The sequence below is a fragment of the Ruegeria sp. HKCCD7255 genome, from assembly GCF_013031565.1.
Lineage (GTDB): Bacteria > Pseudomonadota > Alphaproteobacteria > Rhodobacterales > Rhodobacteraceae > Ruegeria.
Map to the genome: position 1 here is coordinate 17,959 of NZ_WQAG01000009.1, position 12,996 is coordinate 30,954.

Consider the following 12,996-nt stretch of genomic DNA (forward strand, 5'->3'; position numbering starts at 1 on the left):
ATTTGTGTCATAGTGGCTTGACAATATTGAGTTCTATTCGAAGCTCTGAACCCGTTCCGATGATCACGGATATGATCTGAAGGCGGTTTAGGCTGTATCAGTTTGGTAATGGTGACTAGTGAAACTCGATGCATCAGAAACTGAACCAATAATCAAAAGACCTTCTTCAGCGGAGAAAAATTTCTACCGTCTGGCGATTGACAAGCTGCGGGCGAAAATCCTGCAAGTTGGCGGGCTGAGCGCCATCGTCAACTTTTTGATCCTGACAGGCCCGCTTTACATGATCGTTGTATACGATCAGGTCTTGCCCTCTGGGTCGCTGGATCTTCTGGTTAAGCTCTTTTTGCTTGTGATCATCCTGTTTGTTCTATTTGGCGTCTTCGAGTGGTGGCGAACACGGATCTTGTCTCGAGCCAGTTTCCAACTGGATGCCGAAACACGCGATACGGTATGCGAAAAATGGCTGGTAGAAGCTATCGAACAGCCAGGCTCGCAGCATGATCCCCTTCGCGATCTCGAGATCATGCGGAACTTCATAAGCAGCCCCGTCGTATTGGCGTTGTTCGACCTGCCCTGGATACCACTTTTTCTAGGGGTGGTCTTCTGGATCCACCCCTGGCTGGGTTTTTTAACCATCTCTGGTGCTGCAATTGTTATCGTTGCAGCGTTGCTGAACAGAAAACTCACTCAGGTGCCCGTCTCGCAAGCGACTCGAGCTGACAATCACGAGCGCAGTTTTATTCGCCACGCTCACCGCGACGCCGAAACGATATTCGGATTAGGGATCAAAGATAATGTCATCGCGCATTGGGAACGCTTACACCAGCAAAGCATGTCGCATTTTTTCAAAGGTTCAGACACTTCTGAGTATTTTGCAGCGTTCTCAAAAGGCTTTCGACTCTTCTTGCAATCAGCACTGCTAACAACCGGCGCTGTTCTGGCAATTCAACAACAGATCTCTTTGGGTGCGATCATTGCGGTATCGGTTCTTGCCGGTCGCGTTTTGGCCCCTTTGGATCACGTTATCACCCAGTGGCGCATTTTCGGTCGCGTGTTGTCCGCTCATCGCAGGCTTTCGGCGTTGCAAGCTGTGCCAGCGGAACCGGTAATGGTGGACCCGTCCGCAAACCTGATCACCCAATTGCGCGTCGATGCGATAAGTAAGTCCGCTCCAACCGGCGCACAAATGACGCGGCCTTACATCCTGAGCCAGGTAACACTGTCCCTGCAGCCCGGAGACGGGTTGTCGGTGATAGGCAACAGCGGGGCCGGCAAGTCCAGCCTGGCCAAATTGCTTGTGGGCATCTGGACACCTGACACCGGGCAGGTCTTGCTGGGTGGCGCCCCGGTGATAACACAGCGCAATAGTTTGAGCAGGCCGTCCGTCGGCTATTTACCACAGCGCGTAGACCTATTGCCCGGTACCATCGCCCAGAACATATCTGGCTTTGAAGAGCAAACCGTCGAACAAGACATTGTTCAGACCGCACAGATCGCTGGCATCCACGATATGGTCCAGAATATGCCCGATGGGTATAGGACACGCATCGGTCTGGGTGGCTACCCTTTGTCAGGTGGTCAGGTTCAGCAGCTGGGTTTGGCCAGAGCCATCTTCAAACAGCCTCGATTGATTGTGTTGGACGAACCAAACTCAAATCTGGACAAAAGTGGTCACGCCGCCTTGGTCAAAGCGATTCAAGACCTGCGCAACCGCGGCAGTATCGTCGTAACCATGGCACATCGTCCAAGTATCGTTGAAGCCGGAAACAAAGTGATGATCCTGCACGAGGGGCGTGTATTGAAGCAAGGTGATCGAGAAGAGGTTTTCACAACGCCGCCGGTAGAAAAGCAAACGATTAAAATCGCACCTCTGCCCCCCAGACAGCGCAGAGTAACCTCGGCTGGGAAAAGACGTCAAAGCTGATCACAGAGTGGCATACAGTCGCAAACATACTGATTCTCGAATGCGACTCGGATGAGCAAGCGAAATGTGTGGATTCCACGATTTTGCCTTATTTCAGCGGCAAAACTTCGCCGATTGCTCACGGAACTACCCCTAATTACCTCCATTTTTCAGCAACTAGCCACCGATCATCCATAGTATCGGCTCCTTTCTGCCGTAATCGAAGGGATAATTAACAAAATAGATGCAGTTTGTTTCCACCCCGCATAACCGTTGATTGGGGAATGGAAATCCGAGCAGGAGAAAACTACGGATGACAATCTATAACGCAACCAACGCAGCAGAGCTCACGGCTGCGTTGTCCAGCGCAAGCGGTGGGGATGAGATCCGCTTGTCTGGGGGCGATTACGGCGCTTTGAACATCAGCAAATCGTTCAATTCTGAAGTCCGCATCGTCTCTAACGATCCAAGCAATCCCGCCAGTTTCTCGACTATGAATATCAATGGCGCGTCGAATATTACCATTGAGGGAGTAGTGTTTGACTATACCTTCAGCAGTGGAGACAAGATTTGGGACGCACCTTTTCAGATCAACAACAGTTCCAATGTCGCGATTCTGAATTCAACGTTTGACGGGGACGTCGCGAGCGGATTGACGTCAGAAGACAACGGGTATGGCGCTGGGAAAGGCCTGACGGTCAATGGGTCGAATGGTGTTACGATTGCCGGCAACGAAGTTTATGATTTCTGGAAGGGAATGAACTTCTCGGACAGCAAAAATCTGATAATTCAGAACAACGAACTGCACTCTCTGCGTTCAGATGGCTTGAACTTTGTCGATGTTCAGGGTGTTTTGATAGAAAGAAACTATATTCACGATTTCGACGCGTCACCCACTTCGGGTGATCACCGTGACATGATCCAGTTCTGGACCAACAATACCACCGAAGCCACGTCGAATGTTGTTATCCGGGACAATACATTCGATATTGGGCAAGGTAGTTGGACGCAGACTATCTTCATGCGAAATATCGAGGCAGAAAAAGGCAACACTGCGCTCTACTATCAGAACGTTACCATCGAGAATAACGTTATCTACAATTCTCATTTGCACGGGATTACTGTCGGCGAGACCAACGGGCTGGTTGTAAGCAACAATACGCTCGTGCAAGCAGACGGTGACCCGAACTTCGCTAAGGTCGGGGGAGCCTTTGCTCCTCCGCAGATATCGATTGCTTCGAATTCGAAAAATGTAACGATTGACCAAAACATTACGTCCAAAATCACAGGTTTTGGAAACCAGTCCGATTGGACAGTTCAAAGCAATGCTATCATTCAGAATACCGATCCGACTGGGCCGGGCTACTATGCCGATGTCTTTACCAATCAGTCATTGAACGACAATACTCCCTATCACAACTACGATGTAATTCCTGGCAGCATTATCGACCTGCTGAATGCGGGGGCTATCCTCGCACATCCTGAAGAAAGTCAGTCTTCAGTTTCGACACCGACGACCTCGACACCAACCACAACCACTCCTGTCGTTACTGACCCGGTTAATACAACTGCCATTGATCCGGTGCAGACCACGGACTCAACTACAGGCACAGGCTCGGTCGACGCTGATCCTGTGAATACCGCTAACGGATCCACAGGTAGCTATGACGTCAGTTCAATCGGAATAGACGCTTTCGTTCTTGATATAGATACCTTGATTGGGACTTCAGCGCTGAAGGGGGATGCCGAGATAGTCACCACCGCATCTGGCGAAAGCGCAATTTACTTGGATGGGAAAAAGGATAGCGTCGATCTCGGTCGCTTGAAGCCTTTGGAAGATTCGGACCAAGTTTCTTTTTCGATCGAGTTCGCACGCGACACAGCTGATGGCGCGACAGAAAGGCTTGTATGGAACCATAAAAAGATTGGCGTGAGCCTCGTGGACGATGGACTAGAGATCCAAGTGGCAAACAAATCCACGAAGTTCTACGATGGCATTGTCATTAAGGATTTGGGCCTGAATGACACAGATGTGCATCAGTTGACTGTAATCGTTGATGCAGAGACTGATAGGCTGCAGGTTATCGTAGATGGTGAACTTGTTCTCGACGAGCAGAGCTATGACTTCGACATTGTCGGCGCTGGTGGCAAAGAGTGGGGTTGGAGCCTTGGCCCCAAATGGGGCGATGGGTTTGATGGCGAAATCTATGATTTCCGCATTGATGACCAGGCAAACTTCTTTGACACAACAAATGTCATCGACGACTCGATGGCTGTGTTTGGGTGATAGTATTCGGGGCGCGAGGAAACTCGCGCTCCTTTCTTGTTTGGTCTGGCAAAAACGATACCGGCCAAACTTCCCTGATTAAGACCAATCCGGCGATAATTCTTGCTGTTTTTGACGACTTCGCGCGAGGACGCGGGAAATCCTTACAAATTTTCCTAAAATATGTAATGAGGGGGCAGGGCCATTACCCCCTTTTTTGGTTCCAAATTTGAATGAGTAAAGCAGTGACCCAAATCGACCCAAGTGCCTCCCCGCGAGTGTCAATAATCGTGGTGAGCTACAACACCAAAGACATGACGCTAGAGTGCCTGCGCTCGGTTCAGGAGCAGACCCAAGTTCCTTATGAATTGATCGTGGTCGACAATGCTTCGACCGATGGTTCGCCCGAGGCGATTGCGACCGAATTCCCCGACATCGAATTGATGGCAGAAAAAGACAACCACGGGTTTGCTCTGGCCAATAACATTGCGGCCCTAAGAGCACGTGGCGAATACCTTTTGCTGCTAAACCCCGATACGGTTGTCTTGGATCACGCCATCAATCATCTTATTGAATTTGCGGATAAAAACCCACAAGCGCGGATTTGGGGTGGCAAGACCTACTATGGTGACATGTCGCTGAACCCGACAAACGCGTGGAACCAGATGACCCTGTGGGGCGTGATCAGTCAAGCGCTTGGGTTCTCGAGCGTGTTTCGAAAAAGCGATCTGTTCAACCCAGAAGCCATTCCAGGTTGGGACCGTGACAGCGAGTACGAAGTTGATATCGTGACAGGCTGTTTCTTCCTGATTAAACGCGATTTTTGGCAAGAACTGGACGGTTTTGACAAAGCCTTTTTCATGTATGGAGAAGAAGCAGATCTATGCTTGCGCGCCCGCGCGAAAGGCGCGCGTCCGCGCATCACACCAACGGCTCAGATCATCCACTATGCGGGTGCTTCTGAAAAAGTACGCTCGGACAAAATGGTGCGGTTGCTAAGGGCAAAGATGACGTTAATCCAGCATCACTTCCCCAAATGGCAACGAGGGATCGGACAATCTATGTTTCGGCTGTGGCCCTGGTCGCGTATGGTGGGGCTGAAACTCTTGCGCCGGCAGGAGGCTGCGACGGTCTGGGGTGAGATCTGGCATCGGCGCAAGGAATGGCAAGACGGGTATTGACACCGGGAAAGTGATTTTTGGTTAGATGGCTGTAACACACCCAGAAGAAACATACACGCGCGCGCAAACACGCGACACCGGGGCAAAACTCAATATCCTGGTGGTCTTTTTTCTGTTCAGTCTTTTGGTGCCTCTCACGATCGAACTGGCTGGAATAAAGCTGCTCGCATATCGTGCGGTCGCTCTGCTTTTGTTTTTTCCCGCGTTTATCGCATGGTGTCGAGGGCAAGCCGGGCCTCGAATTTTCGCAGACTATGCGATGATCGGATTAAGCGCCTGGTTCATCATCGCCATGGTCGCAAATCATGGATTGGGTGTCTGGCAAACTGTGGGCGTGCATACCGCCGAATTGCTCGGCTGCTACTTACTCGGACGCGCGTTCGTTAGGACGCCAGTGCAATTTTTTAAAGTTGCCAAACTGCTTGTTGTCTGCTTCTCACTATTGTTGCCATTCGCTCTGATCGAAGCTCTAACCGCACAAAACGTTCTGCTCCAATTGTGGAGCTATGTTGGCAGTGCATTTCCTGATGTCGACCACGAGCAGAGGCTCGGCTTTGATCGCGTCCAAGGTCCTTTTGAACACCCGATCCACTTCGGGGTCTATGGCGGCGCTTTAATCGGACTTGCGTGTTATGTTTACGGCTATGGTCGTGGTGTGTGGGGCCGAATATGGCGCACGGGTCTCGTTGCACTTACAGCGTTCTTCTCCTTGTCTTCAGGGCCGCTCGCGGCAATGACAGCTCAGTTCGGTTTGATCGCTTGGGACGTTATTTTGCGTGACGTAAAGAGCCGTTGGTGGATACTCGCAGGGCTGGTGGCAATATGGTACGTAGTCATCGATATTCTGTCCAACAGGACACCGATTGAAGTTATGATCAGCTATTTCGCGCTGAACGCTCAAACGGGTTACGGGCGAATTCTGATTTTTGACTACGGCATGCAGAATGCCCTGGCTAATCCGCTTTTCGGAATTGGGTTTGATGACTGGATACGTCCAGCTTGGTTGACAGACAGTGTCGATATGTTCTGGATTTACTATGCAATGATTGCGGGGTTGCCGGCCGGCTTCCTAGTCTTGGCTGCGTATTTCGGCATGATGATTTCTGTAATCAAACGACCTCTGACTGATCCAAAGATGCGCCAGTACCGAATGGGATGGATAGTTACCATGGTCGGCCTGTTTATGGCGGGCTGGATGGTCCATTTCTGGAAGGTTCCGTTTGTTCTATATTGCTTTCTGTTGGGTGCAGCGGGCTGGTTTCTGACATACAAGCCTGACGCCATCTCGGACGATGTCAAAGACCCGCAAGACGAACGCAAATTCAACTATACTCGGTTTCCTGTGCGACGCGGACGACAAACGGAATCTTTCTAGTCGACGTGGCGTCTTCCTCAATCTTGGCTTTATTCGGCGAACCGAGTGAACACGCCCTTGCGAATATAGTCCCGAAGATCTTTCATCGAAAGTGCCTCACTCATAATCAGAAGAAAGGCAATAACTGTAATCCACAGAAGGTTTAGATCCTCAAACCAGAACTGCCTTGCCATAACTGAGCCCAAAAGAACGAAACCCAAGAAAATCGGTAAAAGCATTGGTCTGAGGGGAAGATTCACGCGCGTACGCACAAGCAACAGTGAAACGGTAAATCCTAACAGCTCCCCTGTTGAAGCTATGAGAATAACTACTAACAGATCGTTTCCCAGGACAGCTGCGTACCATGAAAATGGCAAGGAGATGACGCGGAACAAGTTCGCGATCATGGCGTTGCTTGTTCGCCCGACGGCCAAAGCAACAGTCGCGCTACCGGTTTTGAAAACTCTTAACGCATGCAAAACTGCAAGAGGAATGAGATATGGAATTAAGGGCGCATATTTTTCACCCAAGGCAAATTGTACGAAAATCGCACCGAGTATAGTTATTCCAGCCGTCAATATCAGACCATTCAGTAGACTTACCTGCATAACGGAATATGCCAACTGTCTGAATCTCTCTTGCTCATCTTTGGCTGCTGAGAGCTGCGGTAGGAAAAAGCTCTGAGTGCTTTTTGCAACGATCAACGTCGGAGTTAAGGTCATAGTGAAGCCCATGGCAAAAATAGCCAAATTCGCCATACTCATTTCACGACCGACAATTATTTTTTCGCCTTCTAAGACAAATAACAACAACACATTATTAACCAGCAACGGCCATCCGAAATAAAACGCGCGTCGCACTAGCTGCTTGTCCAATCGAAGAGAATAGGAACGGATTGCTACCACATGAGAAAGCGCCACTGTCGCGACACCTTGCGCAATCACCGCATACAGCATCACACGGTAATCGCCAAAATACTGAAACAGAGGCCAGGTTAGAACCACCGAAAGAAACGCAGGCAGGCTGGTGCTGAGGATCAGCGGGCCGAATTTCTGTTGCCGTTGCAAGCGATAGACATCGAAATGGATAAATCCGTTCAAGAGCGGGACAATGGCCAGAACCTGATAGGCCCAAGCGACTTCAGGTATACCAAGGAAATTTGCGATCGGATGGGCCAGGAAGAAAAGCAGGGCTGCCGAAAACACGGCGCGTACGGCGTGAAAGCCTTGTAAGCCAGATTGAAGCTTTGTGTCGTTTCCGTCTTTGTCCTGAACGATCAGTTGTTGCAATCCAAAGCTAGAGGTGAGCTCGACGATTGCCATGCTGATGGCGAAAGTCGCCGCGATGCCATAATCTTCAACACTGACCAACCGGGCAACAAGGAGGTTGCGCAGAAAGGTCATCGCAGACCCGAACGCGTTCCCGGACAGGATCAGCAGTGCAGATCGAAACATTGTCCGGCCTTCCCAGAGACTTGGTTACACAAACAAGAAAACTAATGAATCAACGCCATCCGGCAAACAGAACAATAGATGATCAGCTCAACAGTCGCGAGAAAAAACAGGAAACCATTTCTTTTGGAAAGAAATCGTTTCCTGTTACTACACGATCAATCCGTTCAGCGTTGAACGACGAAAAACCTGTCCAATGAAAAAAAGATTTCGTTGGATTTGGCTGACCCAACACCTTCTTCGAAACGGTGCCGGTATTCATAACCTGCAGACAGGTTCCAATCGGCGTTCAAGGCGCGGATATAGGTTGCGCGGAAAGTAGTATTGTCGGTATCGGTCACGCTACCATTGCCCGCGTCGTCCACTTGTCCGTATCCAACACGAAAATCCAGGCTGGACACCGGATTGATGTCAGTTAGGTAACTCAACGTTGCGCGTGTCGATCGAATGTCATTACCCTGAACGTCGTTCCGGAAGTCTCGCACAAATGCAGCACCGATCGACCCGTTCGCCAAGGTATAGTTGTATCCGATCTGTCCAATCGGATCTATATCGCCCGACGGTCCACGCGTGACACCCAGCGTTGCATCAAAGGAACCACCCTTTAACAAAAACGATCGTGTAACGTCGAAATTCGTCCGACGGCCAGTGATCGCCACACCGGTGTCAATTCCAATTGCCGCAAAGCCATTGGTCAGGCTTCGTGTAACGGTCAGCCCACCAGTAAGACCATCTTCTTCAGTGGTGAATGGCGTGATATCCGTCTCTTCTACATCAGCGTAGCCAACCCGTACGGAAACGTCGGTGATCGGATTGACCGCATAGGTCAAGTCAAACAACAACTCTTGTGTTTCGCGTTCTTCCTGAAGCGTGTCATCGGCCTCATAATCGATCCGCGAATAGCTGAGGCGCCCGGTTGCGGTCGATGTGAAGCGGAACGTGCCAAATACCTCAGAGCGCAATTCGTCGTTATCGAAAAGGCCGGGATCCGTTGTATCCTCAAAACTTTCATCTAAGTATTGCAGGTCGAACCCGTAGCCAACCGCGTCGTTGATCCCATTTTCCCAAGCGAAATTCAACCGCGAGGTGGTCCGCGTTCCATCATCAATGATCAGGCTGTTCGAATTCAACTGGTCTTGAACGCGCAACGGGTCGTCGAAATTCAGATCGACCCGACGGATCCGTGCATCTGTCGCCAGACGACTATTGGCGCCATCACGCGTATAGGCAAAGAACGCATTGGGATCGTCGACATCGACATTCTGGGATTGTCCCGGAACCTCGCCCAGCCGCACGATGCCGCTCAGATCGAATTGCAAAGTGTCAATCTGGGTTTCTTTCAACAACCCATAGGACAACGTGGTGTCCAGAATGGTTGTCGTCTCCTGCGAACTTCCGACATCAAGTCCGAAATTATCGTTAATACGCAGTGAAGAACTGATCCCATACGTGTAAGTCAGCCCCCCCGGGGCTGACTGAGCGCTTGGTACTGCTTGGCCTGCAGCTGTGTTGGCTGAACATATTGCGGTCGTTGCCGCGAGTGCCAACGTCAAACTTTTGTTGTTTTTCACCTGGGCCCCCTGCTCCTGGGCGATGGTTATTCAAATAGCTTCCTCTGTGGGATCACAATAACGTCACCAGCCTGAAGCGCAACATTGCCGGTGTTGTCATAGTAATTGTAGCTGTAAACGTTGCTTCCCCGACGCAGTTGGATGCGTTTTCCGGCTGCGAAGCGGGTCAAACCACCAGCTTCCGCGATAACTTGCAGGATTGTGGCGTTGTTTATGATCGGGACACGGCCTGGGATCGTGATCTCTCCAGTAATGAACACATCGTTGCCGGTTGCAGCCGTTGCAGCCACGGTTGGCGCGGCAAGTGCACCAACTGAAACAAAGACGGTCGGTGTCGTGGCGAAGTTCGGTGCCAAACGACTTGTCAAAGTGCCACGAAGCTGGCCAACGGATGAACCCGCTGCCTGAACAGAGCCAACGATCGGAAAGTTGATAGATCCGTCTGGCAGCACAAGTGCTTGGCGGTTAAGGCTGGCATCTTCCAGCACTTCAATTTGCAAGATATCGCCTGGTTGAATGCGATATCCAGCTTGTGCCGATGCCTTGGTTGCAGTCAGACCCGTGGCCATCAAAGCAATGGCGAAAAGGCTGCAAAGGAGTTTATACATCTGGTCTCCCCCGGTTGTGAAGTTGTTGTCAAATTTAACCCTTAGTCGGGCCGTACGAAGATTATTTTCGAGCCGGAGAAAAACCTGAGACAAATTTGCTTCAGCCTCTTCTAAATTTTACCAACTCAGCATTCCAAAAGTTCTCTCTTTTTTCACAGCGAAACCAAATACTTGCGCAATGGCGCTGTGAAACTCCCTGCTCAGTGGCCTGTGCAGCGCAACACGGCGCCGACAGTTTTGAACAAGATCATCAGGTCATTTTTGAAAGAGAGGGTTTTCCCATATGTAGTGTCGAATCGCGCGCGATCCGCAAAAGTCGATTCGTTGCGATCCGAAACTTGCCACAAGCCTGTAATTCCTGGGCGCAACTCATAATAGGTACGCCCTGGGTACAAGGCCTTCTGGCTCACCATCATCGGTCGCGGCCCAATCAACGACATGTCGCCACGAAGAACGTTAAGCAGCTGCGGTAACTCGTCCAAAGAAGAACGGCGCATGAACGTACCGATTGCAGTGATGCGCGGGTCTTTTTTAAGCTTTTGCGTGCTGTCCCATTCGATCCGTGCACCCGGATTTTCGGCCAGATGTTTTTCAAGACGGGCATCTGCGTCGCTCACCATAGTGCGGATTTTATACATGGTGAAAACGACACCATTACGACCGACCCTGGCTTGGGTATAGAAAGGTGAGGCTCCATCGCGGGATGCAACCAGCGCAAGAATGGCGACAAGAGGCAGAGCGATCGGCGAAACCAATAGGATGAAAGAAATATCCAAAGCGCGCTTCAAGTAGTCACGATAAAGCTGTGTGGCCGGTCGCCCGAGCGCACGCGCACTTCTTACAGATCCGTCCGGGGAAACTTTTTCCACGGCATCGAAATTATGCATCTGTGTTACCATTACAAACTTCACTCCAAAACCGGACGCTAACACACACGCCCTGGCATTACTCACTACTCGACGAACAACGCATCTTTATGAAAATTTTCCAAATGCTGTCACCCTGTTTTCTCAGGTTTTGACCAGCTTTGTCGCCATAATTTTTACTCGTTCTGGCAAAAAATTTTAATTTTCGCGTTAAGCCTTTGATAACCTGTACATTACTATCAGCATCACTGTACATCTTCAAGGCCGAATTGTTTCCGTTGCTTACGCAATACTGGCTAGGAAATATCATTGATGCACAATATGTCGGCGCAACTGTTGTACAAGGCACAGTTCTGACAGAATCTTTCCCACTTTGCCCTACCGTATTCCAGGCACTCGACGTCATTGGCTAAAGGCGATTCTACCTATAAGATATCCAGCTATCGCAAGTACTACCGGCAGCGCCCGACCGCATACCCTTTTTGTCTAGAATTCTGATCCACAAGGTACTTGAGCCGCGAGCAGGTGATTCACTGTTATGCTGTGCCGCAGAAAAATCTCTCGCTTCGGGCGCGATGCTGGCATAGGCAGCGGCCTAGTATTGTTTCCAGAAAGGATTATATTTGACGCATCCAGAAGAGATTGAGTGGTAATCGTGTATCAGCCGCTGGACAATTTGCATCCAGCAAATGAATCATTCAGAAAGTTGAGTAAGATGTTGTGCTACGGCTCGTGTATCCCTGACTGTCGTGGATGCGTGCTATGTGTTGGTAAAGATCGTCGTGGTTTCGGAGAAAGTCGGTAAAACGAGATGAGTTCGGGAGAGTTGTATACTGGCTTTTTTGGCCTGAATGAGCGCCCCTTCACGCTTATTCCGGACCCAAGCTTTTTGTACTGGTCGACCCAACACCAACGCGCGTTCTCTGTCCTCGAATTCGGCATTATGTCCCGCGCTCCGATTACTCTGGTCACAGGTGAAATCGGTGCCGGCAAGACAACACTGGTTCAAAAGCTGCTGTCCAAGGTGGACGACGGACAGGTCTCGATCGGCCTGATCTCGAACGCTCAGGGTGGGCGCGGTGAATTGCTCCAATGGGTTCTGAACGCGCTTTCCGTGCCTTTCGTGCAAGGCGAAAGCTATGTCTCGATGTTTCAGCGTTTTCAGGAATTCATGATCAGCGAATATGCTGCCGGGCGACGCGTCGTCCTGATCATCGACGAGGCGCAGAACCTGTCTTCGGAAGGGCTGGAAGAACTTCGGATGTTGACCAACATCAACAGTAATAAAGACGAGTTGATCCAGCTCATCTTGGTTGGTCAACCAGAGCTGCGCGATATGGTGCGTTCACCCAGCATGCGCCAACTTGCACAGCGTGTGGCGGCCAGTTTCCACCTTGACAAGATGGATCAGAAAACGGTCACCAAATATATCTCACACCGCATGGAAACCGCTGGTGGTACCGGCAAAGAGTTCACCTCAGGTGCCTGCAAAGCGATTTTTCAAGCCACACAGGGTGTTCCCCGGCTGGTAAACCAACTGTGTGAATTTGCGTTGATGTACGCCTGGAGCGACGAGACAAATGTTGTGTCGTTGAGGGTGGTGAAGTCTGTGTTGAAAGACGGCGTGTTCTTCGGTGGCTTCGCGCTTGAGAGCGACGAGGACGAAATTAAAGACGACGAGAAGAGCACCGCAGAAAAAGAAAAAGACAATAGCGAGTTGCTTTTCCTTCGGTCATCCGACCGCATCATACCGGAAGGTCAGACAGGATAATGCCACAATTGGGTGGTAGGGGCAT

Annotated in this window: 9 protein-coding genes; 5 read left to right on the forward strand and 4 right to left on the reverse strand. The window is 50.4% G+C overall.

The genetic code is table 11. From position 1 onward, the window contains the following. Positions 1-118 precede the first annotated feature (118 nt). From GOX45_RS15815 to GOX45_RS15830, 4 genes are all read left to right on the forward strand, one after another. Positions 119-1,924: a type I secretion system permease/ATPase gene (locus GOX45_RS15815; RefSeq protein ID WP_171102130.1), complete on the forward strand. Its 1,806-nt coding sequence runs from the start codon at positions 119-121 to the stop codon at positions 1,922-1,924. Positions 1,925-2,216: 292 nt separating this feature from the next. Further along, on the forward strand, positions 2,217-4,190 hold the full coding sequence (locus GOX45_RS15820; RefSeq protein WP_171102131.1) for a right-handed parallel beta-helix repeat-containing protein: 1,974 nt from the start codon (positions 2,217-2,219) through the stop codon (positions 4,188-4,190). A gap of 212 nt (positions 4,191-4,402) precedes the next feature. Beyond that, entirely contained in the window at positions 4,403-5,350 is a 948-nt protein-coding gene (locus GOX45_RS15825; RefSeq protein ID WP_171102132.1) for a glycosyltransferase family 2 protein, read from the forward strand. 25 nt (positions 5,351-5,375) lie between these two features. Beyond that, positions 5,376-6,725 (forward strand): O-antigen ligase, encoded by a 1,350-nt coding sequence (locus GOX45_RS15830; RefSeq protein ID WP_171102133.1) that lies wholly within the window; start codon positions 5,376-5,378, stop codon positions 6,723-6,725. Between the two features lie 29 nt (positions 6,726-6,754). On the opposite strand, the gene GOX45_RS15835 is transcribed toward GOX45_RS15830, so the two are convergent. The 4 genes from GOX45_RS15835 to GOX45_RS15850 form a co-directional block, all read right to left on the reverse strand. Then, positions 6,755-8,158 (reverse strand): oligosaccharide flippase family protein, encoded by a 1,404-nt coding sequence (locus tag GOX45_RS15835; RefSeq protein WP_256415711.1) that lies wholly within the window; start codon positions 8,156-8,158, stop codon positions 6,755-6,757. A gap of 164 nt (positions 8,159-8,322) precedes the next feature. Beyond that, complete coding sequence (locus GOX45_RS15840; RefSeq protein WP_171102135.1) at positions 8,323-9,513, reverse strand: hypothetical protein; 1,191 nt, start codon at positions 9,511-9,513, stop codon at positions 8,323-8,325. 239 nt (positions 9,514-9,752) lie between these two features. Next, positions 9,753-10,295 (reverse strand): polysaccharide biosynthesis/export family protein, encoded by a 543-nt coding sequence (locus tag GOX45_RS15845; RefSeq protein ID WP_171102136.1) that lies wholly within the window; start codon positions 10,293-10,295, stop codon positions 9,753-9,755. Between the two features lie 239 nt (positions 10,296-10,534). Then, positions 10,535-11,221 (reverse strand): sugar transferase, encoded by a 687-nt coding sequence (locus tag GOX45_RS15850; protein ID WP_171102137.1) that lies wholly within the window; start codon positions 11,219-11,221, stop codon positions 10,535-10,537. 790 nt (positions 11,222-12,011) lie between these two features. Here GOX45_RS15850 and GOX45_RS15855 point away from each other — a divergent pair. Next, a complete protein-coding gene (locus GOX45_RS15855) occupies positions 12,012-12,971 on the forward strand; it encodes an ExeA family protein (protein WP_171102138.1) in 960 nt (319 codons plus the stop codon). Positions 12,972-12,996: the final 25 nt, after the last annotated feature.